Source organism: Symplocastrum torsivum, assembly GCF_059505465.1.
In genome coordinates this window covers 100,317-122,335 of record NZ_JCACKQ010000133.1, presented here as the reverse complement: position 1 = coordinate 122,335, position 22,019 = coordinate 100,317, and the positions used below count along the sequence as shown (strand labels likewise).

Here is a 22,019-nt window from a genome sequence, read left to right as displayed (position 1 = left end):
TTAAATCCCGTAATTATAAACACACATCTAGACCATTCCATTCTAAAGCGTCTCTACCCCCTGCCGATTTGGGAATAAAGTTAGAACGCATCTATAGCAGTCTCAGTTAGTTAGGTATAGTTGGAGGCTGTTAAACTAGCGCGTCAGACTCAGGAAAACAAAAAAGCTGATGGCTGATAGCTGAGTGCTTTGTGCTAGCTCATACTCAATACTGCACTACCAGTCCCTTGAAACATGAGCCAAGACAAGAAGAAGTTAGTAACGAAGATTACCAACAAAGCTGTAACAACAGCCGTAGTTGTCGATTGCCCAACGCCTTTTGCACCGCCCGTAGTCGTTAACCCCCAGCTACAACCAATCACGGCAATTAACACTCCGAAAACAACCGCTTTGATTACCGCACTGCACAAGTCCCAGACATCTAGTAAGTCACGAGCAGAATCTACAAACACGCTTTCAGGAATCCTATAGAGCGATGTCGCCACTAGCATTCCCCCAGTCATGCCAACGATGATTGAGAGAATTGTTAAAAGCGGCAGCATCACACAGCAAGCCAGAACGCGGGGAATCACAAGATAATCAATTGGATCAGTTTTGAGCATATAAAGAGCATCAATTTGCTCTGTAACTCGCATTGTGCCAATTTCAGCCGCAAACGCTGAGCCGACGCGCCCTGCCAAAACCACAGCCGTTAAAACAGGCCCAAGTTCGCGACTTAGGGCAAGTGCGAGAACTCCTCCTACAGCCGTAGTTGCACCAAAATTAATGAATTCTCGCGCTACCTGAATCGTAAACACCGCACCAACAAAGCCAGCCGTGACCATCGCAATCAGTAGTGATGCCGGCCCAACCAATGCCATTTGATCGAGGGTGTTACGTCTGTGGATTCTCCCACCCAGCAGATGTAGTACCACTTGCCCACCCAAGAACAGCGCTGACAGCGCTCGCTGCCCCCACAATCCTAATCCGGTAACAGGAGTAGTTCCACTCATTAGCTAGTTGTTAGTGGTTGGTTGTTAGTTGTTTGGCTAATAACCAGCAACCAGTTGCTCTATTTCACATCATTGGATTCTACACGGAAGCGTTCAACCGAGGTTAGGAGGTCGCGTGCAACGCCGACCAAGTTACCCAAGGCTCCAGATACTCGTTGAGCTTCCTGGGAGGTTTCTTGGGCTGTGAGTTCCACCGATTGCATTACCTGGGCAACAGCGCGGGATGTTTCGGTCTGTTCTACGGTATCAGCGGTAATCGAACGAACCAAAGCGTCAATACGATTGGATACTTGAATGATGTCTTCAAGCGATCGCTTTGCCTGTTCAGCCCGTTTCGTACCCTCAATAACCTGTTGGGTGCCTTCCTCCATTGCCGTCATCACCGAGCCAGTTTCACTCTGGATTTGCAACACAATTTGTTCAATTTCTTTCAGAGCCTTCGCCGCCCGATCCGCGAGCTGTCGCACCTCATCCGCAACAATTGCAAATCCTCGTCCCGCTTCCCCAGCTCTTGCCGCCTCAATACTGGCATTAAGCGCGAGTAAGTTGGTGCGGGAGGCAATCTGAGAAATTAAAGCAACAATCTTGGAAATCTCCTGGGATGATTCTGCTAAACGCTTGACTTTACGAGTTGTTTCTGCTACCGTCTCACGAATTTGTAAAATCCCTGCCACTGTGAGTTCCACAGCTTCACCACCTTTAAGCGCCGTTGCTGAGGCAGAACGGGCAACTTCCTCCGCTTCTCGTGCGCTCTCAGCCACCCGTTGAATCGAGTCGGTCATCACCTGAACTGAGTTGAGCGTCACTGCCAATTCTTCTGCTTGCCGTAAGGCATCAGAAGATAAACTGCGGGCAAACGATTCACTATCAGTAGAACCCTTGGTAACCTGACGCGCTGCTTGTTTCACTTGTTGAACAATTTCCCGCAGGTTTTGAATCGTCAGGTTAAACGAGTCAGCCACTGCGCCCAAAACGTCAGCAGTCACTTCCGCTTGTACGGTTAAATCGCCTCGTGCAGCCCCTTCAACGTCATCCAGTAAGCGAATCACTTGGCGCTGCAAGTCTTCTTTTGCCTGTTCTTGCTCTTCTGCCTTCCGTTGCGCCTCACTCGTGGTTGTTAGGATTACCCGTGACATCTGATTGAAACCAGTTGCCAACTGACCAAATTCATCCTCCGAGTAAATTGTGGCACTAGCATTAAGATTCCCCTGAGATACGGCATCAAATTGGGCTTGCAAGTCGTCAGTTGCCCGCTTAATTTGCCGAGTTGTGACGCGAGTTAGAAGCAAAGTCGTACCAAAGCTGGCAAGACCAGCAGCAAGAGTCGTCAACAGCCCCGTCCTTTGCAAATGGTTAATCACTGAGCGGGGTTGCTGTTGAGTCACTGTACTTTGTGCAGTCCAGCTCACAAGGGCAACCACCACAGCCGAGACAACACCAGCAGCACAAGCGGTAATCCATTGTTTCTGACCTAGAGACGCATTTTCAAACGGAGCAAGCCAACCCTGCTCAACACTGACGACGGGTTCAATGTCGGTTTCTTTGGTTTGATTGAATATGGGGATTTGCTCGGTGGTGCTATTGATGCTAAACATCTCTTCATCGCCAGCAGCCGCGTGATAGCCTTGACGGGAGGCTTCCTCATCACCATTGTCACTCAGCCTCATCCCAGCAGATGATCCCAGGACTGCCCCACTATTGCTTAACACATCAAAATCAGGCTCATCCCCGCTCCCTGACGGCATATCATCTTGCTCACCAAGAGAGAAATCAGGGATTGAGCCTAAATCATCATCAAATACATCAAACTCATCTAGAAAGCCTTCTCTTGCACCTTGACGGGGTTCAATTCCTGATATAGGTTCGTCAGCTGATGCGGTAACATCGTCCAAGGCAAAGGAATCAGTTCCAAATGCTTCGTCAAAAGTATCGAAGTCAAAATGGTCTTGAGAGCTGAACCCATTTTGGTCATAGGTCGAGTCAAAGGGCTGGTCATCCTGAAGATAGTCATTTGCTTGCAACGATCCCAACGGTTCAGTCCTATCGTCACTGACATAGTCAAGGTCTTCTCTCGCAGAGGCTAACGTATCCTCAAGCCCTCCTGATCCCATCAACAGTGTCTCGTCCTCAAACACCGGATAGCTTGAGTTGTATACGTCACCCATGCCAGAATCGTCGTAGAGAGAGGTCTCTAGTTGCTCATCCGATAAGTCACTTTCAAATGGAGCTTGTGGGTCAAATGGCTCAGAAAGAGTTTCATACCCTTCGGTTTCCTCAAACTCTCCTGCGGGAGGCATCACAAATGTCATCCCGGTATCCTCTGGAGAGGTGTCCGAAAAGTATTCGTCTTTATCGTCTAGATTGCTTGTGCCGAAAGCGTTGGCATCCAGGTCGAAGTCATTTGTGCCAATTTCAAATGTCTCAAACTCATCCTCTTCACCGCTTAAATCAGCTGTAAAGCTAAACGGATCGTCAGCTTGAAGACTGGCGAAGGCATCGTTATCGGTATTAGGTGTCTCGTCTATCTCATCATAGTCATCTACTGAACTACCAAATGGATTGCCGAAGAGTGTAGCCGACGTTGAAGAAAAGTCATCACTTTCCTCTCCATCAAAACCTAAACTCCTTAGATCAAAATCACCTTGTAAATCTTCGTCTGTATCCGGTTCTTGCCAGCTTTCAAACGTTGGTGTGTTGTTATCTAAATCATCAGTTTCACCAAGTTCGTTATAACTAGCATCGAAATCCTCGGTTTCTGTTGAGAGGCCAAAACCAGCTGAATCTGAACCGTTATTAAATTGATTGGCGTATTCTAGACCATTATTCGCATAACTAATGAAATCGGGTTCAGAAGTCAGGTTTAGCACCTGCTCGTACTGTTCCCGTGCCACCTCATATTGCTGTAATCCATAGCAGTAGATATGACCACGCAGTAAAAGCACACTTGGGTCATTCGGAAAATCTTGAACCAATCGATCTACAATTGCAGCGGCTTCTGGATATTTGCCCTGCATATAAGCTTTTTCTGCTTGTCCGTATTCCTGCGCGTAATCCGTACCTGATGCCATTTGCCTCCTCCCGCTTGTCGTTAGGAAAAAGTAATAAAAAGTAAAAAGCGAACCTTTTACCTTTTGCAATCTTTTTCCTATTACCTTAATTTAATTTCATGCTGCCCACCGCGCTGAGCGTAGAATTGCCACCTGATCTAGAAGTCGCAGAAACTGATTAGACTCTTTGTCTAACACCCATTCACCTCGCAAGAAAGGTGCCATGCTGTCTGGAACATTTGTCGGCATCTGCACCTGATCAATATCAAGCCAGTCCATGCCGACAATCCGATCGATCGCTAACCCAAGCATAGTATCCTGATCTTCGACAGCAATAATCGGTATTTCTGGTCTGTCTGTATTCAAAACGGCTGTATCTCCTAGAAACTGACCAAGATCCGAGACCCATATCACCCGCCCTCGAATATTTATCGTTCCCAGCAGTAAAGGCGAGGCATTAGGAATCGCTGTGATTCGATCCGGCTCTTTTGAGAGTACTTCTCTAATACCAGTAGCTGGCAGAGCAAATTCACTACCAGAAGGGACATAAAACCGCAGGTGAAGCTCTCCTTCAGGGCTTTCCAATTCCTGAAATTCTGGGGCTTGATCTTGACCCCTACCTGTTAAAAAGTCCGGATTACCAACCATTCCTTTAAATACCTAGATATAGCGATATCTTTATCCCCTAAGTAACTGTTTAACCGTTCCAATCAACTCCGTTGGCTGAAAGGGCTTGGCAATGTAAGCATCTGCACCTTGTTTCATACCCCAGTAGCGGTCAAATTCTTCACCTTTTGAAGAACACATAACTACTGGCACATGCTGGGTTTTGGGGTCAGCCTTAAGACGGCGGCATACCTCGTAACCATTCATTCGAGGCATGACGATATCTAATACCACCACATCAGGGCTAGAGCGCTGAATTTGCTCCAAGGCTTCGACGCCATCACTGGCGACAGTGACTGTCAACCCACTGCCTTTGAGGAGGTCTGAGATCATTTGCCGTTGTGCAAGGCTGTCTTCTACAACCAGAACTGTACTCATAACTCCCTACATGACTCACCAGTGACCGGGATTAAAGCGACTGCGACCTTGGGTCTCATTTTTAAACCGGGTAATGATTAAAGTATCCCTGATCATTACTTTAATCATTAAGCATATTTGCCAGATCTTGCGTTCCTGCCTTCTGCTTGAGATAACCACAAGTGAGAGTGTTACCAGGAGATGGCTGGGAAATTTTATACTGAGGCTGATTTAGTCATACCCGTTTCTTGACTCGCATCTAACGTATTAGTTACAGAAATTTCGTCTTGGTATCGTTCTAGATCACCTAGACCAATATATTTCTCTAGTAGCATCAATAGCTCACTCTCTCCAAATGGCTTGGTCAGGTAATCTGTTGACCCTACCATCCTGGCTCTAACCCGGTCAATAAAGCCATCTTTGCCTGTTAGCATAATAATCGGAGTTTGCCGAAAAGCTGTGGACTTTCGCAGCATTCCACAAATTTCGTATCCATCCAGTTCAGGCATCGCGAGGTCACACAGGATTAAGTCTGGTTTGATCTGGAAAACCAGTGTCAGAGCTTGCAGAGAGTTGACAATCGTTGTTACTTCATAGCCTTTGGCTTGCAAGATATACTCTACAGTCTTGCCGATCGCCATATCATCATCAATACAGACAACGCGAGGAACATGGGGGGTTGCCTCCCGTTTCCATTCCCGTCGGATTAATGGTGTCTCTTGGGCGGCTGATGCCAAGAGTTGAACCCATCCCCGTTGTAAATAAGGATAAATCGCCCTTGCCACTGTCAGAATGTCACGATTGAGATAGCGAGAAAGTTGGCGTAGAGAGGTTTTCCCATCTGCCCACTGAATCAATGTTCTAAACGCTTTTTCCGGCAAAGCTGCACGTAAATGAGCCTCGTCTGAAATCGTTGGGCACTGATTGGGAGACTGGATATGAGGATGAAACTGCTTCCACTCCTGTACCTGCTTCATAATCTTTGTGACTAGAGGGGCAATCTCTAATGTCGTCAGTTGCGGGGCAAGTGCTGGACTCACCTCAAAAATAAAATATCCGTTGTGTAGGCTAAGCAGGTCAAAAAGTGTTTCGCGCACCATGCTTTCGATGATGCTGCGCCCCTGTGCTGGTGTTAGAACACGCTTTTCCAGTAGTGCCCATAGATAGCCGTATTCTGGCGCATTGCTCGAAGCGATTGAGGGGAGTTCTAGCTCGTCGAGAGCTGTGGTGGCTTTGTAGCGACGCAAATAGTCACGCAGACGCGATAAACTTCCCTCGCTATCAGCCGCATAGGCAATTTGTCCATTGTGGAAGAAGACAAACCAAAATGGTCCAGCACTTTTGAGAGGCTTGGCTTCCTGATAGGGGCGAGTGAAGGCGAATCCCTTACTGCTTGCCTCACTACTCGTATGACTAGCGTGAGGGCTATACGCTTCCACCAACAACTCGCCTGTTCGCTGACCTAGCTCAATCAGTTGCAGGATGCTGCGGATATCAATTTCATTTAACGTTCCCTGCATTTAACGAAAATGTGCTCCTAAAAACCTTTTGATTAATCTGAGAATCGTTCTGTTTATCTTCTTTAAGGATGCTTGTACATGGGGACTAATGAAAAGAGTTATTTACAGCTTTTGGAACTTTATGCCACTGCTACTACAAGAGGGAAGATACGTCTGAGGCGTCTAGTGAGAGATGTACTCATAGGTAAGCTGTGTCTTAAAGCCAACATTATTGCTCAATCATGACCATATTGATCTAATTGCACTGAGTCTTCATGCCCATGATAGGAGACACTAGGGAGCAAGCTGGAGCTAAGTCTTGACCTCGCGAATTGCTTCCTTTAATGTTCAGCCACTCCAGAGCGACAAAGCTATTTTTCTATCGCTGTGATCAAACTGAGCAATGCTAAACTTGGCTTTAGAGTCAAGCAAAGGTTACCGAGTACTCTAGTTGAGACACTAAACACCTAAATTCCAATACATTTAGTCTAATTTAAGATTTGACGTTGCGGATAAAGCCCATTTTGTTCTGGCGTTGCTTTTCTCAATCATTGTTTTTTAGCTTTTTAAGCTAACAGCACGGAACTTTGCTTTATAAGTCGTGCATCGTAGGGATACTTTTTTCCTAAACTAAGGATGAACAGGTTAGGATGAACGGTATAGAGCCTATGCCAGGATAAGGGTATGGCTTTTGTTTTCTAAGGGATGCTCGTTATGGAAGTACGCTGCCTCTATACAGGCTAGTTGCTGTAATTTAATAGAGCGCAGCCAAAGGAAACACACATATCCGTAAAAAACGTATAAATTTGTAATAAATTAACGTTATTTGTAATAACTGTACAGTCGTGGACGGAGAGTTGCTCAATAAAAATGAAATTGCTTTCTTGTTTTGGCAATGTGGTCTTCCTAAACTGGGTGTAAATAGACTAACTAAACTCTGGATAATTGTTGGTTTGGTCAAGAATTGGGCACAAGACAAGAAAAGAGGACCATCAGCGTGCTGTATCTAGCGGAAGTACAAAAGCAGAAAGGTGGAGTTTTTGGTGGCGGGAAAGCCGAACTCAAACTGCTGGCTTGTCAGCGGAGTGACCAGAGTTGGAGTGCTGTGACAGGGGACGAAGTAATTCCTGCTGACGAAGCCAACAACATGAACAGTGGCACTCTGGTAATTGTCAACCTGGGAGGAAATCGACAACTCCAGGGAGAAATTGAGCCAGCAGGGGGACGGTTGGTGACGATGCTGCAAAATTTCTCGCGTTTGCTGGAAAAATCAAAGAACCAGGAAGAAGAAATTGAACAGTGGAAGCAGTCTCTAACTTATCAAAGTCAAGAGCTTAATCGTCGTGAGATGGAGATGGAATCCCGGCTTGAACAGATGCAAGCGATGGAGGAAGACTTTGAGCGGCTAGAGCAACAACGAAGAGAACTAGAGAGTGCTAATGAGGAAACATCAAGATTCAGAGAAGAGTTTGAGCGCAGCCGCCAGGAGTTAGAGGGAGCATGGGAACATCTGCGGGGTGAGCAGCGACGCTTGGAGGAGCAACAAGCAGAGGTGCAGTATTCTGCTGGCTTAGATGAGAACCAAGCTAGTGCGATTCAGGAATCGTTAGAGCGTCTCTCAGGAGCCGTTGCTCCTACAGAGTCAGTGCGGGAACAACTAAATCTTGCCTTTGAAGTGGTTAACAATCAGCAGTCAATGCTGGATACTTACTGGCAGCAGTTGGAGCAGCAACAAGCTGAAGCCTTTGGGCTACAGGCTGAGGTTGACCGCAAGGGCGAGGAAATCCAAAATCGCAAGCGGGAGTTGCACGAAGCTCAGACCTCTCTTGAGCAAGCCAATGGAGAGTTGAAGGTGCAGCGGAATGCGCTCCAGATCAAGCAAGAAGCAGCGCATATGCTGAGGCTCCAGCTACAGACCCAAAATGATTTACACCAGGAGCTTACTCGATTAGCAACAAGTTCGGCTGATGTCAAGATTAGCCAGAAGATTGATCTTGAAGCTCTGGAAATGATGCCTCTGGGTCAACTTTCAGACATTGTACAGGGCTTGCAGCAGGATTTGGACAAGGTCAAGCGCTTTGTTAACGACCAGGAGGAAGAACTCACATTCCAGCGCCAATCGGTTGAAGAAGTGCAAGATAAGATGGGCGGTGCCAGCGAGTATGATCGCATGACGCTGGAAACGGAGCTTGCGGAAGAGCAAGACCGCTATCAGATGCTTGATGAATCGCTGGTAGGTTCACGCCGTAACTTACGAGAGAGAGAAGAGATTCTGAATCAGCACATGCGGGTGTTGCGGCGTCGCCAAGGTGTGGCTGAAAGTAATAGCCCAGATAACCAGAAAATTGACTTAGGGCCAGTTTTAAGCCAGCTAGAGGCACAAAGGCAACAACAGGAAGAGGAACTGCGAAAACTGGAAAGTCAGATCGAGCAGATGCGGATTACTATCAGCCAAGCTGAAGGAATGATTCGTCATCAATCTGGCGAACAGGAGTCAACATTGGCTCAGCTAGAAAGTTTGGAGCAGGACTGGCAGTTAATAAAGGAATCGGCGGCTCAACTGTTTGGTCGGGTGAGTCTTTATCAGGAGACACTACAACCGAGGCAGGATGGTCTTAATGAAATCCGGCAGAGGTTAGAAGCGATCGCAGACGCTCTCAATCAAATTCAGGAAACAGGTGACTATCAACTTCAAGCGATCGCCCAAATGCGGCAAACCATCAATAGTTTGTTACTCTCACCTGAGTTTGCAGCGTCTTGATTAGTGGTTGGTTGTTGGTTATTGGTTGTTTGTTGGAGAGTTGGCGAGTAATGCTCAAATACTCTCTAAGCTACTTTTGAGATTGCTCAAAGGTAATCCAGTTGTCTTCTACAACGCCTGTTGCACCTGTAGGAAACGACGAGGTGCGAGAACGGTTTGGGGCGGTGATTAAAGCGGTCATTTCTTCGATTTGCTCAAAGGTGGGAGCCGCCTGTTGGACGAGAGTGAGAAACTGCCGGATAACACGACGTTGTAGGGCAAGGGAGGCATGACGCAAGACTAGGCGGTTTAACCGAGGGGGAGTACAGCCATTGTCTACTCCTCCTGGTTTAGTGACTTGTTCTTCCCCGTCAACAGCTATCATCGCTTGCTCTCTTAGCTGATGGGCGGCAGTTTCGAGATATTCAACATCCGCTCGGAGCAGTTCAGCGGTTTGGGCTAAAGCTGTTTCAACCTGTGGATTGAAGTGGGTTTGTAAATAGGGCAGTAGCTCTTGCCGAATGCGCGTCCGAGCAAATTTCAGGTCTTGATTGTAGGCATCTTCCCAAATTGGTAGATGCTGCTGTTGGCAGAACTGGAATGTCTGTGTGCGGGTGATTTCCAAAAGGGGACGTACTAGCTGTAGTCCTTCAGCAAGTGGACGTTTCCAAGTCAGGGATTGTAAGCCATCCGCACCTGCACCACGGATTAGATTGTAGAGGACAGTTTCTGCGCGATCGCTTTTTGTGTGACCTGTAACAACGTTCTGGTAGCCGTGAGCTTGAGCAACCTCAATTAGGGCTTGATAGCGCCACCGCCGTGCTGCTGCCTCGCTTGTAGTCACCTCTGAAGCGGTTTGGAGATAAAAGGGAAGCACCCAAGTGTCAGCAACGTGCTGAACATGAGCAGCAATTCCGTCATCGGCTAGCCAACGGTGATCACAATGGGCGATCGCAATTTCCCATCCCCATTTCGGTTGCAAATCCAGCAGCAGCTTCATTAGGCACAGAGAATCTTGTCCCCCGGATACCGCCACTAAAACCGGCTGGTGCTGCGGCAGCAGTTGCCGTTGCCGCAGCGTTTGATGTAACTGGGCATGGAGAGGTGTCCAGTTGGGACGATTAGACATTGTTGAACAAGAAGCGACTAATTGATAGGGGGGGGAGAATGGTCTGAAAGTCAAGACTTTGCAAAGCATCCGCCATATCTAGAACCTGTGCGTAAGTCCTGCTCCTGAACTTCTGCGTTCTTCTTGTTCAATATGCCATTTAAATGCACATCAGCTTACTGATTGTTCTGCCAACTCGCCTGATTCATGTCTTGCCAAACATCATCCAGTAATGAATCAGTTCCGTTGTCGTCTGACTCATTGCTCAAGGAAAAGTCACCGAACTCAAACTCATCATCACTACCAGCAGAGGTTTCACCAAAATCTAGGTCATCTAGGTCATTATTGCTGTTTACAGAGAATTCAGCAGTGCTAGCAGAGGTTTCACCAAAGTCTAGGTCATCTAGGTCATTGTTGCTATTTACAGGCATTTCGCCAAAATCAATGTCATCGTCGCCTAGATCCATTGCTCCCAAATCTAGCAACTCGTCGTCACTTGCCACGGGTGGCTCGACAAGCTCCAACTCTTGCTCAATACTCTCAGATATCTCTCCTAGGTCAAACTCGTCGTCTAGGCTAGTGGACATCTGGGCAATAGCAAGTTCGTCTTCAGGGCTGAACGTTGAGACTTCTATTACCGTCTCGGAATAAGTGACGCTCGGAGCTTCATCACCTGTATCTGGTATCTCTAGGTCAAACTCAGGCTCCATGCTTGTTGGTGGGGCGACTTGGTCTAGCTCCTCCATAACAAGCTCCTCCATAACAAGTGGAGATTCTTCTATATCCAGTTCTAGGTCATCCATCGTGTTGACAGGTGGCATTACCAGGATGACCTCCTCTTGCACGATTAGGGGAGGTGCCACTTCCAGATCTAGTTCAGCCACTGGACTAGGATCGGGCGGTGTCAGGTTTAGCCCTTCTTCCATAGTGAAGGCAGGCTCTCCCAGATCGACTCCCAAGTCTAGGTCATCCTCGCTATCTACTGGTGCTGCTGTAGATGACTCATAGTCAAGGTTTGCTGAGATATCTTGCTGGTCATCCTCAAAGTCTTGTGGGCAAAATTCAAGGTTGATTCTTACCTTGCCTTTTTGCCAGCCGTTTGCCGTAAACCTTAAGACTTCGCAGGGAATACCATCTTCACTAAACCAGGCATTTTTTTGTTCACTCCAGCCACTGATGCCATATTCAAGCTGCATCCTGATGGCTTCTGAAATTTCGCCAACTCTGAACGTGCGGTGCCCAATCAAAAATTGAGCCGATTCATCAACGGATAGAACTTCGCCAGTAACAAGTGGCTCGAATCGATTATCCACGCCGATTTTCCCCGAATAACTTTATCTGTTTTTTTTTGCAAGTCGTAGTCAGTTTGGGTTAACAGCTGGCATCTGTAGGCAAATGTGCTTTCGATTCGCTGTCCAGAGGACGTAAACGCTTAGAAGAACCAGCCGTAGGAATGTAATCCTTTACCCAGCAGATTCACACCAAGATAGCAAATCCAGACGACTACAAACCCTGTTGCTGCTAAAATTGCTGGTCGCCTTCCTTGCCAGCCACGGGTAATACGGGCGTGAAGGTAGGCAGCAAAAACCAGCCAAGTAATCAATGCCCAAGTTTCTTTTGGGTCCCAACTCCAGTAGGAACCCCAAGCCTCATTTGCCCAAACAGCACCTGCAATAATCCCGATTGTAAGCAGGGGAAATCCCAGTCCAATAACGCGATAGCTAATATTGTCGAGAGTATCAGCAAGGCTGAGGCGTTGTGGAGAGAGAATTGGTATCGCTCCTAATACAGATGAGGCAGGAGTCGTAACGAGGTTCAGAACGGCTATATTTCCAGCACCGTTGTTCTGGGCAACACTTCCAATAGCTGTGGACGTATTAGAAGTGGGTTGTGGCTGAGGTTTTTGGTTATCGCCGTTGCGTTGCAGTCGGTAGTAGGGCTGAGCCGTGGCATCATCTTTGCTACGATATCCACCCGTGCCAACGGAACTACCACGTAGCTCGATATTTTGTCCACGAGTGACGACTAAAAAAGCGATCGCCAAAAGTGAACCTACCATCAGCGCGGCATAACTGAGCATCATGACACTGACGTGCATCATCAACCAGTTGGACTTCAACGCGGGTACCAAAGGTTCTGAGTGCTGCATTTCTGATGGCAGCGTCAACGCGGCAAACGCTGTAATCGCCATAGCAACAGGAGCTGTTGCAACACCTACTAAGCGACTACGGCTCATGTTTTCGGCGATGAGATGAACGGTTGTAATCCCCCAGGTAAGGAAAAAGAGGGATTCATAGAGGTTACTCAAGGGAAAGTACCCTGCCTCTAGCCATCTTGCTCCGAGCAAAGCGGCAATACACAGATTTGCGATCGCCATGCCCGCTGTTGATAATGCTGATAGATAAGGAATGCTCCCAAAAGCCGCTCCTACCCAGTACATCAACATTGTCACGAAGAGGACGAAGAAGGAAATATTGTCCAATCCGTTCTGGAGTGCAACCAGATCCATAAAGTATTCCCTCTAACCAATTATTTAAGTCTAAATTCTTGCAGCGCTAATCTTATCCTATCGGTTCCGGTTACGCTCAAGCTCAATTGAAGAAGAGGCTGAAGGAGTAGGTGATGCTGAAGGAGTAGGTGATGCCGAAGGAGTAGGTGATGCCGAAGGAGTAGGTGATGCCGTGGGAGCAGGTGATGCCGAAGGAGTAGGTGATGCCGTGGGAGTAGGTGATGCCGTGGGAGTAGGTGATGCCGTGGGAGTAGGTGATGCTGTGGGAGTAGGTGATGTCGTGGGAGTAGGTGATGTCGTGGGAGTAGGCGATGTCGTGGGAGTAGAGGGCGTTGGTTTAGTGGCTTTTTGTAACTGAACGAACAGATTAAAGCGGTTGCTGCGTTCATCGCTAATGGCGGTGGTGACACCGATAGCACGAACTGCCTTCGCTAGCCGTTTCTGATCTGGAGAAAGCAGTTGTGGCAGATTCAGATTACTGCTGTTGATTGTGTCTTCAACATCTAGGAAAAACTGACCATTACTGGGATTAGGCTTGGTGGGCACTGATTCTTGGAACAGAGGGTTTTGGATTAATGTGGCTTGGGGTTGGGGAACAATCGCATTAACAATCGGTGCTCCTAGGGTGAGGAAAAGCACGTTACCCTCTAACCAACCGTGAGTAGCACTTACTCCTCCCAATGGGGATGCCCAGCTAACAAGAGGTTGACGCCCTAGTTTAGTTTCCTCGACGATGAACTGATAGCGAGTCGCCATCACTTCGTCGAGCTGCTTGAGGGATTTTTCCGCGAGTTTGCGATCGCTAGCCTGGATCATGAAGACTACACCTGCGCCTAACTGGGTAGACTGCTGGTTTTCTGGAAGCGCTAAAGCATTTCGAGAGGCAGGAATGAGAGCTATTGAAAACTCGCCTCCCATCCACGGTAGTAAATCTTTCTCTAAATCTAAACCTAAAGTCGCTTGCAAACCCGCAGTGATATTGACAGGTGGAATTGGGGTTAGAGGATTCGATTCAGCTCCTTGGGCATAATCCTGCCAGAACTGCGCTAAGTTGCCCCCAGAGAGCATGAACCACGTCTCCTCTGGCAAACGTCTAGGTAAGCGGCTAGTGTTGTTTTGAACAGCATTTTTTTGAGAGCTGTTGGGCTTGAGCCAAGAAATGCCTTGAAAGTGCATTCCTTCTCGCTCTAATGTTACCGTTGCCGCAATTCCCTGCCATTGTTGATTAGCTGCAAGATTTTCATTTTGCGATCGCAAAGCGCCATTGGGGAGTCCTGCTCGTGTTGAATTAGCAGCCGCGATCGCTGAAAACGTCGGTATATTCAAATACAGTTGAGCAAAAGGCTCACTTGCCCCAATCTTACTCAATTCCTTGATATACCCAGGTGTTGCTGCAACCGATGCTGCCCCCTTGTAAGTTTCAATCACACGCTCCGTTGTTTTGGGATTGTTTGTAACAACCAAGAAGCGTCCTAGCACAGTCGTTGATAATCCGCGAACATTGCTCTTTTGGGTTTCTCGAATCCGAATACCCTTATAACTTCGTTCAATAAACGACTTGGCTTTCTGGGAGTTAGCTTTTTCTAGCAACTCTTTCGCTTGAGCTGGGTTCTCAATTGGCAGCACAATGATGTCCGGCAGCAATGAACGCCCACTTGGAGGTGCCTGTTCTGTGTCTGTTGGTAGTGCAACAGATGAAGACGATAGATAGGCAATCATCGCCGTTTCGCCCAACCACGGCTGGATATCTTTCTCATAGTTGTAGCCGTTGCTGGTTAAAAGATCGTTCCGTAGCTGGGTAAGTTGTTTTTCCAGCGCTGCTTTAGTTTCCGCTGTTCCGTACTCGCTCAATTGCTCCCATTGTTCAGAATCCGTAGAGATTGATGCTGTTAACAAGGCATCTTGAGGAATGAGTTGGGCAGGGGCATTCACTTGAGAAAGATTCCGCTGCACCAGTAGCCAGTAAGCGGTTGCTCCCCCGCCAATTAGTAAGATAGTCGCTCCTAGAGTTAGCAGCAGGAACGGTTTATTTTTTTTGAGCATAAACTTTAGTTTGTCTGTTGTCCGTTTTAGGAAGATTCAGTAGTTTCCCTATTCCCCAACTCTTAGCCACTTACCATCACTGTGAGCTTAGGTGTTGATAGATGTCGATACAGTGTATCTCGCTGCTGGTAAGGACGCCCTAGAGAGCTAATTGCTTCCTGCAACGTTTCCACTTCCATGCAAGTACCACCCTGCGCTCCTGCCATTGAGGTGATATGCTCTTCCATCAACGTGCCACCAATATCGTTACAGCCCCATCTCAGGGCTTCTGTAGCACCAGTAAGACCAAGTTTTACCCAACTCGGTTGATGATTGGGAATCCAGTTGCCAAGGAAGATTCGGGCGACGGCGGTGAGTAATAGTGCGTCTTTGAGATCGGGTTGGTCACGTCCAACACGGCGGCGCAAGGGTTTCGGGGCTTCTTGTCCAACAAAGGGTAAGAGGATAAATTCAGTAATGAAGCTTGGGTAACCTCGATCGCGGGCAGTTTGTTGAAGCGATCGCAATTTCTCCAAATGCCCCATCTGCTGTTCTGGCGTTTCAATATGACCAGAAAGCATCGTACTCGTAGTAGGCATCCCCAAGCGATGCGCTGTTCCCACAATCTCTAACCAAGTGGCTGTATTCGTCTTTTCGGGACAGAGAATGCGCCGCACCTGATCATCCAAAACTTCCGCCGCTGTTCCTGGCATTGAGCCAACACCCGCCTCTTGGAGGGCAGCAATCACTGCGGCATAGCTAATCCCGTCATTCTCAGCAATAAACTGCACTTCTTGCGGCGAGAAAGCGTGTAGATGCAGTTGCCCAAACTCATCTTTTATCGTTCTCACCAATCGTTGGTAATAAGGCAAGAATGCGCCGTTGATTTTTGCTTCCGGGTTCAGCCCTCCCTGCATACAGATTTCCGTCGCACCCCGCCGCACCGCATCAGTTGTCTTCTCCTGGATTTGCCCCCAGTCGAGCCAATAGGCTCCATCTTCCCCGGCATCACGACGAAATGCACAGAAACTACAGTGCTGTTCACAGATATTCGAGAAATTAATATTGCGGTTAATTACATACGTCACAACATCGCCAGCTTGTCGGTGGCGCAGTTGGTCAGCCGTTTCCTGAATCGCTGCGAGGAGGGTCTGTTCGGTTTGATGAAGAAGTACAACACCCTCTTCTGGGGATATGTCTTCACCAGTCAAGGCACGGTTAAGAATGGCATCAACAGTTTGAGTAATCACAGGGCATCAGGAAAAACCAGGTTACTCTTTCCAATTTTGGCAGGGAATCCTCAACGTGAGGCGAAGAAAAAGAAGAGAGCAAGGGCAAGGGAAGCAGAGGCTGGTAATTCTTGTCGTCCAAAAGCTGCGATCGCGAAGCGCTACTGCTTGCCGCAGATCGCTCTTTCTCTAACAGACGGGTAGATATTAATACAAATTCTCCTCTATTTCCCTGCCTCTGCTGCTTCCTCCGATTCCCTTCTTCTCTCAATCAACATCCTCCTGCTGTCTTTTTCGCTCCTTTTCCTCTAGAGCTTCCTGAGGAGATTGGCGACGGCGTCGATACCAAGTTGCGCCACCAACCAGCAATCCTGTCAAGCACAATGCTCCAATTAACGGTAAGAAATCACCAGTTCTCATTGCCTGTAATCCGGAACTTCCTAACATTACGAAAGGCAATACCCCCGGCACTGTACCCAAAATTGTGCCAAGTAGGTAGTCCCGAAATTGAATGGAGGTTAAACCAGCGGCAAAATTTACTAACCCATAGGGAATAATCGGCAGCAGTCGAATGGCAAACATATAGAACAAGCCACCTTGAAGCATTTCAGCATCCATCGCTTGCCAGCGCCCAGCTAGCCTACGGGCAACCAAGTCTCGTCCAACCGTGCGGGTAAAGCCAAACGCTACTACAGCTGCAATTACTGCTGCAATGCTCGTCCAGAGAGTACCCCACCACGGTCCAAAGATTGCACCACCTGTAAGATTGAGGGCTGTTGAAGGTAAAACTAATACCGTTGCTGCTGTATAGAGAGCGATGTAGATAATCGGTGCCCAAATTCCGGCTTGATTGAGCCGTGCTTGGAGTTGAGCGGAGTCAATACCTCCCAGCAGAAATACTGCTAAGCCTGTGACAATAATACAGAACACGGTGAGAAGGAAAATCCCGCTTTTGAAGTTCAATGCAATACTCCTTCGCCCTATACGTCTTCGGAAATTAGGTTGTGTTTGTCACAACTTTAAAACAGCCAGCTTGCTTGAGCATTAACTGTTTTTTATTATCACTTCGTTGGCAAGGATAGCTTGACCTGCTTTATGCATTTATGATTCAGGTTGGACTGAATACAGGTGTTTAAATATAAATTTCTTGCAAAAATCCCTCTAAGGGAAGAAGCATTTTTAGACAGGTTTTGGAGTACTGCTGAAAATCCTGGAACTAATGCTTTGCAGGTAAAGGTGTGCATCACTTTCCCGCTCTTTTTAAACCGTAAGACTTGCTCTAATGAGTATCTATCACCCTCCCTCCCTTCTTCAGGTTCCCTCAGGTTCATTGCAGATACCGCTAGCTGTTGACTCTGAATCGCCAGATACTAGCCCTGAATTATTGAATGGCGAAATGCAACCGCATTTAAGGAAGACAGTGTGCCCAATTCTGTTTTCTCTGGTGATTCCCACTTATAACGAAGGGAAAAATATTCCAAAAATTGTGACTCTCCTGAGTCAGATTTTGGATGAAGCAATTCCAGAAGCTTACGAACTGATTGTCGTGGATGACAATAGCCCTGATGGTACCTGGGAAATCGCTCAGGCGCTGATGCCAGAGTACCCTCAACTACGAGTAATGCGGCGGGTTGAGGAGCGAGGACTTTCTACGGCTGTCATTCGCGGCTGGCAAGCCTCCAAGGGAGACGTGCTGGGTGTGATTGATGCTGACCTTCAACACCCTCCAGAAGTATTGCTGCAATTGTGGAACGAGATACAGCGAGGCGCTGATTTAGCCGTTGCTAGCCGTCATGTGGAAGGTGGTGGCGTTAGCGATTGGAGTGTTGCGCGTCGATTTTTGTCGCGTGGTGCTCAAACGTTGGGGTTGATGATCTTACCAGGGGTGATTGGACGGGTTTCTGACCCGATGACGGGTTATTTTTTGGTGCGTCGTGCCTGTATTGCTAGTAAAACCCTAAGTCCACTAGGTTACAAGATTTTGATTGAGGTATTAGGTCGCGGTAATATCCGCTGGATTGGAGAGGTGGGTTATGTTTTCCAAGAGCGGCAAGCGGGGGAGAGTAAGGTTACCTGGAAACAATATGTGGAGTATATCCAGCATTTGTTGCGGTTACGCTTTGCTCGTTGGCCAGTGGCGAGATTCCTCCGCTTTGCTGTGGTTGGCTTCAGTGGTGTATTTGTCGATTTGGCTGTGTTTTATCTCCTGCGTCAAGCGGGTTTAGGGCTAACTCGTAGTATTATTCTTTCTGCTGAAGTGGCAATTATCAATAACTTTTTGTGGAATGACTTGTGGACGTTTGGCGATATTTCCCAACGGCAACCGGGCAAAAGCCAGCGCTTCAGGCGGTTATTGAAATTCAATATGATTTGTCTAGCTGGGATGGTTTTGCAGACTTTGATCGTGAATTTGCTGTTTAATGTCTTTTTGGTTAACGAGTATCTAGCAAAGTTAATTGCGATCGCTACTGTCACGCTTTGGAACTTTTGGGTCAATCTTAAGCTCAGTTGGCGAGTTACCCAAGTTGATTGAGGCTCTAATCTGTTGAAATCTTTTCTTTCGTCACGCTGGTTCCAGCTACTACTCCTGTTCGTATGGATTGCCATTGGCACAGGCTTACGGTTCACTCACCTGGCAGGGAAGCCACCCTGGACGGATGAGTTTGTAACGATGGTATTCAGCTTGGGCAATAGTTATCAAACGGTGCCACTGGATCAGGCGATTTCCTTAGACGCACTTTTGCAACCTCTGCAACCGAATCCTACGGCTGGTGCCTCGGCAGTGATGCATCACATATTTACAGAAGATGTCCATCCTCCCCTCTACTTTGTGCTGGCTCATTGGTGGATGCAGTTATTTCCAGCATCAGGAGAGTATATTTCACTTTGGGTAGCGCGATCGCTTCCTGCTTTGCTTGGTGTTATTTCCATACCAGCAATGTATGGACTCGCCTGGCTAGCGTTTCGTTCCCGTTTAGTGGCACAACTCGCCGCCGCGATGATGGCAGTTTCTCCCTTTGGGGTTTTCCTGGCACAGGAAGCACGTCATTATGCACTAGGAATACTCTGGGTAATTGCTTCTCTGTGCTGCCTAGTGGTGGCTGTGCAGCATCTCAAAGGTCGCACACCTATTCCCCTTTGGCTTGTCTTGTGCTGGGTAGTAGTCAATAGCTTAGGCGTAGCAACCCACTACTTTTTTATCCTGACTCTCACCGCCGAAGCGATCGCATTAACCGTTTTGTGGGTTTCAGACAGCCGCTTGGCTTTTAAATTCAAGACTAAGCCTGAAGAACTACCACCCATTCCCAATTCCCAATTCCCAATTCCCAATTCCCAATTCCCAATTCCCAATTCCCAATTGTGGCGAATTGGCGCTGTTGCTGTTGGAACTTTAGTGGGGTGCTTAGTTTGGATACCCGTATGGCAGATGAGTCACGACCCACAGATGACGCAATGGATTATGAGCGATGGCACGTTTCTTTCCTTGCTTAACCCAATCTTTCAGTCGCTTGCGGCTTGGGTTACTATGCTGTCTCTGCTGCCTGTGGAAGCACCATCCCTATTAGTAGTTATCATTTCGGGTGTTGTGATGATTGGGTTTTTCCTTTGGGCAATACCAATTTTCTATCGTGGCATCAAAGCTCTGTTGGGACAGCCTGATACTCGTTTGGCAACAGGTATTTTGGGAGGATTTGTTTTAGGAGCGATCGCTTTATTTTATGGAATTACTTACTTCCTGGGTACTGACCTCACACGAGGCGCACGGTATAACTTCGTCTACTTTCCTGCGGTCATCGTGTTAGTCGGAGCAATACTCTCGCTCAATTGGGCTACCGCCAACACTCCTAATTTTAAACAATCTCCTGATACAGAAACACTGTTTTCACAAAATACGAAACTCTCCTCACCATCTACTCCCAATTTTTCATATTTTAGAACCCGTGGAAAAGTAGCTGTGGCAATCATCGGGATTATGGGGTTGTTAAGTGGGGTTACTGTCGTCAACAATCTGGGTTATCAAAAATACTACCGTCCCGATCTTTTGGTGCCGATATTTCAAAAAGCCTCATCAGTACCCGTATTAATTGCCACTACTCACAACACTCTTGTACAAACTGGTGAAATGATGGGCATTGCTTGGGAATTCCAACGGGCGGATGCTTCTAAAAAGTCAGTATTAAAACCCCAGTTTCTCCTAGCGCATCAAGACCAAGAGCAGTGTATTAGCCTTCAAGGAACAGATTGTCGCGCTTTTACTACTCTCCAACAAACATTAAATCAACTTTCACGTCCCTTAGATTTGTGGCTAGTGAACTTTAAGGCATCAGTAGAACAAGATTTACCCAACTGTTTTGCTGAAGAAACGACTCAGTATCACTCATCAGTAGATGGTTACCAAACTCAGCTATTTCACTGCCTTTCCTCTGATTCTGATGTTTCCCGGCAACCGTGAAGAGGTTTATGAAGAGTTCAGCCACCGCTGACGGGTGGAATTAGTACTACTTCATCACCATCTTGAAGGATAGTTTCTGCCTCAACAAACTCAAGATTAATGCCAAAGCGGGTAAGATTTTGCCACTGTTTGAGTTCTGGATGTTCGGTAATCAGATGTTCTTGCACCGCTACCACAGCTGTTCCAGATGGAAATTCCAGCCTTAACTCTGGCAGACCATACGCTTCCTGATAAGCGGCAAAAAGTTTAACCGTAACGGTGACTGAAGACTCTGACATATAACAATTCAAAATTCAAAATGGGGAGATCTAATATCAGCAAGCATTTGGCTTTTCCCTACAAACAGCTAAATAGACATTAGTTCAACACTTCCACAGCAGCAAGAACACCTGAAACCCTTGACTTAATGAGTCAATTTACCATGAAGCGCGTATATCCCAAAACAAACTGGTTTAACATAAATCCTCTCGCCCGGTACATGAGCAAGCTTTCCTTGGTAGGTAACGTGGGCATTAAGTAAGAAAGCATAGAGAGATGTCTCTATTATGGACAGGGCGATCGCTTCTTTAATGGGACGGCGACGCCTACTCAGCATCTGGGTAGTAGGCATCTCTGCTGGGATTTCAGCCGCGTGCGCCACTGAGCGCCGCTCAAGGAGCGCATCAATGACAACAAACAAGCAACAAAAACAGAGTAGACAGGCAGCCGAAAACGGACGTCTACTGGCGCGAGTGACACCACCAACAGAAACAGGCTCACTTGGCTTGCAACCCTTGGGACTTTCCGCTAAACGCGACGGTTTCATCTATGTACCCAAAGGTTACCAAGCTTCTCGACCCGCACCGCTGGTGCTGATGCTGCACGGTGCAGGGGGCGACGCAGAGGGCGGTCTTGTTCCGTTCCGACAGCTGGCCGATGCGGCTGGACTCATTCTGCTTGCGCCGGATTCGCGCCGCCAAACCTGGGATGTAATTTACGGTCAGTACGGGCCTGATATCGCCTTCATCGACCAGGCACTGACGCAGACGTTCAGTCGCTACGCCGTAGATCCAACGCGCCTTGCGGTTGAAGGCTTCTCTGACGGTGCCTCCTATGCACTTAGTATTGGCATCACAAACGGCGACCTGTTCAGCCATGTCATAGCCTTCTCGCCAGGGTTTATGGTACCAGCAGGGCAAGAGGGTTCACCGCGCCTATTCATCTCCCACGGCACACATGACTCAGTCTTACCAATTGAGCGATGCAGTCGCAAGATTGTACCGCAGGTGCAACGTGCTGGTTATGACGTGCTTTATCGGGAGTTCAATGGTCCCCATACTGTTCCCCCGACAATCGCTGACGATGCACTGGACTGGTTCATGGCAGAGGGGAAATGAGGGTTTCTTGACTGACGCGGC

General features: G+C 47.7%; 18 protein-coding genes. 5 read left to right on the top strand and 13 right to left on the bottom strand.

From position 1 onward, the window contains the following. Positions 1-194: 194 nt before the first annotated feature. From AC5JL3_RS34410 to AC5JL3_RS34390, 5 genes are all read right to left on the bottom strand, one after another. Entirely contained in the window at positions 195-992 is a 798-nt protein-coding gene (locus AC5JL3_RS34410) for an MlaE family lipid ABC transporter permease subunit (protein ID WP_496078735.1), read from the bottom strand. 59 nt (positions 993-1,051) lie between these two features. Further along, the gene (locus AC5JL3_RS34405; protein WP_496078734.1) at positions 1,052-4,060 is read right to left on the bottom strand and encodes a methyl-accepting chemotaxis protein; all 3,009 of its coding nucleotides are present in this window, start codon (positions 4,058-4,060) and stop codon (positions 1,052-1,054) included. Between the two features lie 96 nt (positions 4,061-4,156). Beyond that, entirely contained in the window at positions 4,157-4,687 is a 531-nt protein-coding gene (locus AC5JL3_RS34400; RefSeq protein WP_496078733.1) for a chemotaxis protein CheW, read from the bottom strand. A 30-nt stretch (positions 4,688-4,717) separates the two neighbouring features. Beyond that, positions 4,718-5,083, bottom strand: a complete 366-nt coding sequence (locus tag AC5JL3_RS34395) for a response regulator transcription factor (RefSeq protein WP_192220189.1) — start codon at positions 5,081-5,083, stop codon at positions 4,718-4,720. Positions 5,084-5,277: 194 nt separating this feature from the next. Then, positions 5,278-6,582, bottom strand: a complete 1,305-nt coding sequence (locus AC5JL3_RS34390; protein WP_192220190.1) for a response regulator — start codon at positions 6,580-6,582, stop codon at positions 5,278-5,280. 976 nt (positions 6,583-7,558) lie between these two features. Between AC5JL3_RS34390 and hmpF the strand changes: the two genes are divergently transcribed. After that, positions 7,559-9,322 (top strand): pilus motility taxis protein HmpF, encoded by a 1,764-nt coding sequence (gene hmpF, locus AC5JL3_RS34385; protein WP_496078732.1) that lies wholly within the window; start codon positions 7,559-7,561, stop codon positions 9,320-9,322. Positions 9,323-9,392: 70 nt separating this feature from the next. Here the strand turns inward: hmpF and tilS are convergent, their stop codons facing one another. The 5 genes from tilS to cofH all read right to left on the bottom strand — a co-directional run bounded on the left by tilS (position 9,393) and on the right by cofH (position 16,190). Next, positions 9,393-10,430: a tRNA lysidine(34) synthetase TilS gene (gene tilS, locus AC5JL3_RS34380; RefSeq protein WP_496078731.1), complete on the bottom strand. Its 1,038-nt coding sequence runs from the start codon at positions 10,428-10,430 to the stop codon at positions 9,393-9,395. A gap of 155 nt (positions 10,431-10,585) precedes the next feature. Beyond that, the gene (locus AC5JL3_RS34375) at positions 10,586-11,722 is read right to left on the bottom strand and encodes a KGK domain-containing protein (protein WP_496078730.1); all 1,137 of its coding nucleotides are present in this window, start codon (positions 11,720-11,722) and stop codon (positions 10,586-10,588) included. Between the two features lie 119 nt (positions 11,723-11,841). Beyond that, positions 11,842-12,918 carry a c-type cytochrome biogenesis protein CcsB gene (ccsB, locus tag AC5JL3_RS34370; protein ID WP_496078729.1) on the bottom strand — a complete coding sequence of 359 codons (1,077 nt, stop codon included), beginning with the start codon at positions 12,916-12,918 and terminating at the stop codon, positions 11,842-11,844. 57 nt (positions 12,919-12,975) lie between these two features. After that, positions 12,976-14,961, bottom strand: coding sequence for a DUF3352 domain-containing protein (locus AC5JL3_RS34365; protein WP_496078728.1), 1,986 nt, complete (start codon positions 14,959-14,961; stop codon positions 12,976-12,978). Between the two features lie 62 nt (positions 14,962-15,023). After that, positions 15,024-16,190 carry a 7,8-didemethyl-8-hydroxy-5-deazariboflavin synthase subunit CofH gene (gene cofH / locus AC5JL3_RS34360; RefSeq protein ID WP_496078727.1) on the bottom strand — a complete coding sequence of 389 codons (1,167 nt, stop codon included), beginning with the start codon at positions 16,188-16,190 and terminating at the stop codon, positions 15,024-15,026. A gap of 36 nt (positions 16,191-16,226) precedes the next feature. Between cofH and AC5JL3_RS34355 the strand changes: the two genes are divergently transcribed. Next, positions 16,227-16,373: a hypothetical protein gene (locus AC5JL3_RS34355; RefSeq protein ID WP_496078726.1), complete on the top strand. Its 147-nt coding sequence runs from the start codon at positions 16,227-16,229 to the stop codon at positions 16,371-16,373. Between the two features lie 63 nt (positions 16,374-16,436). On the opposite strand, the gene AC5JL3_RS34350 is transcribed toward AC5JL3_RS34355, so the two are convergent. After that, a complete protein-coding gene (locus AC5JL3_RS34350; RefSeq protein WP_496078725.1) occupies positions 16,437-17,132 on the bottom strand; it encodes a TVP38/TMEM64 family protein in 696 nt (231 codons plus the stop codon). A 319-nt stretch (positions 17,133-17,451) separates the two neighbouring features. Here AC5JL3_RS34350 and AC5JL3_RS34345 point away from each other — a divergent pair, with 319 nt between their 5' ends. After that, positions 17,452-18,702: a glycosyltransferase gene (locus AC5JL3_RS34345; protein WP_496078724.1), complete on the top strand. Its 1,251-nt coding sequence runs from the start codon at positions 17,452-17,454 to the stop codon at positions 18,700-18,702. Positions 18,703-18,714: 12 nt separating this feature from the next. Continuing rightward, a complete protein-coding gene (locus tag AC5JL3_RS34340) occupies positions 18,715-20,622 on the top strand; it encodes a glycosyltransferase family 39 protein (RefSeq protein ID WP_496078723.1) in 1,908 nt (635 codons plus the stop codon). Positions 20,623-20,639: 17 nt separating this feature from the next. Here AC5JL3_RS34340 and AC5JL3_RS34335 read toward each other — a convergent pair whose 3' ends face one another. Beyond that, the gene (locus tag AC5JL3_RS34335; RefSeq protein WP_496078722.1) at positions 20,640-20,900 is read right to left on the bottom strand and encodes a MoaD/ThiS family protein; all 261 of its coding nucleotides are present in this window, start codon (positions 20,898-20,900) and stop codon (positions 20,640-20,642) included. Between the two features lie 125 nt (positions 20,901-21,025). Further along, positions 21,026-21,301, bottom strand: coding sequence for a hypothetical protein (locus AC5JL3_RS34330; RefSeq protein ID WP_496078721.1), 276 nt, complete (start codon positions 21,299-21,301; stop codon positions 21,026-21,028). Between AC5JL3_RS34330 and AC5JL3_RS34325 the strand changes: the two genes are divergently transcribed. Next, on the top strand, positions 21,288-21,998 hold the full coding sequence (locus AC5JL3_RS34325) for an alpha/beta hydrolase (RefSeq protein WP_496078720.1): 711 nt from the start codon (positions 21,288-21,290) through the stop codon (positions 21,996-21,998). The two genes, AC5JL3_RS34330 and AC5JL3_RS34325, sit on opposite strands and share 14 nt — an antisense overlap. The last annotated feature ends 21 nt before the right edge of the window (positions 21,999-22,019 follow it).

Coding starts and splice junctions, on each gene's coding strand:
- AC5JL3_RS34410 (WP_496078735.1), bottom strand. CDS start 992: ATGAGTGGAACTACTCCTGTTACCGGATTAGGATTGTGGGGGCAGCGA.
- AC5JL3_RS34405 (WP_496078734.1), bottom strand. CDS start 4,060: ATGGCATCAGGTACGGATTACGCGCAGGAATACGGACAAGCAGAAAAA.
- AC5JL3_RS34400 (WP_496078733.1), bottom strand. CDS start 4,687: ATGGTTGGTAATCCGGACTTTTTAACAGGTAGGGGTCAAGATCAAGCC.
- AC5JL3_RS34395 (WP_192220189.1), bottom strand. CDS start 5,083: ATGAGTACAGTTCTGGTTGTAGAAGACAGCCTTGCACAACGGCAAATG.
- AC5JL3_RS34390 (WP_192220190.1), bottom strand. CDS start 6,582: ATGCAGGGAACGTTAAATGAAATTGATATCCGCAGCATCCTGCAACTG.
- tilS (WP_496078731.1), bottom strand. CDS start 10,430: ATGTCTAATCGTCCCAACTGGACACCTCTCCATGCCCAGTTACATCAA.
- ccsB (WP_496078729.1), bottom strand. CDS start 12,918: ATGGATCTGGTTGCACTCCAGAACGGATTGGACAATATTTCCTTCTTC.
- AC5JL3_RS34365 (WP_496078728.1), bottom strand. CDS start 14,961: ATGCTCAAAAAAAATAAACCGTTCCTGCTGCTAACTCTAGGAGCGACT.
- AC5JL3_RS34345 (WP_496078724.1), top strand. CDS start 17,452: ATGAGTATCTATCACCCTCCCTCCCTTCTTCAGGTTCCCTCAGGTTCA.
- AC5JL3_RS34335 (WP_496078722.1), bottom strand. CDS start 20,900: ATGTCAGAGTCTTCAGTCACCGTTACGGTTAAACTTTTTGCCGCTTAT.
- AC5JL3_RS34325 (WP_496078720.1), top strand. CDS start 21,288: ATGACAACAAACAAGCAACAAAAACAGAGTAGACAGGCAGCCGAAAAC.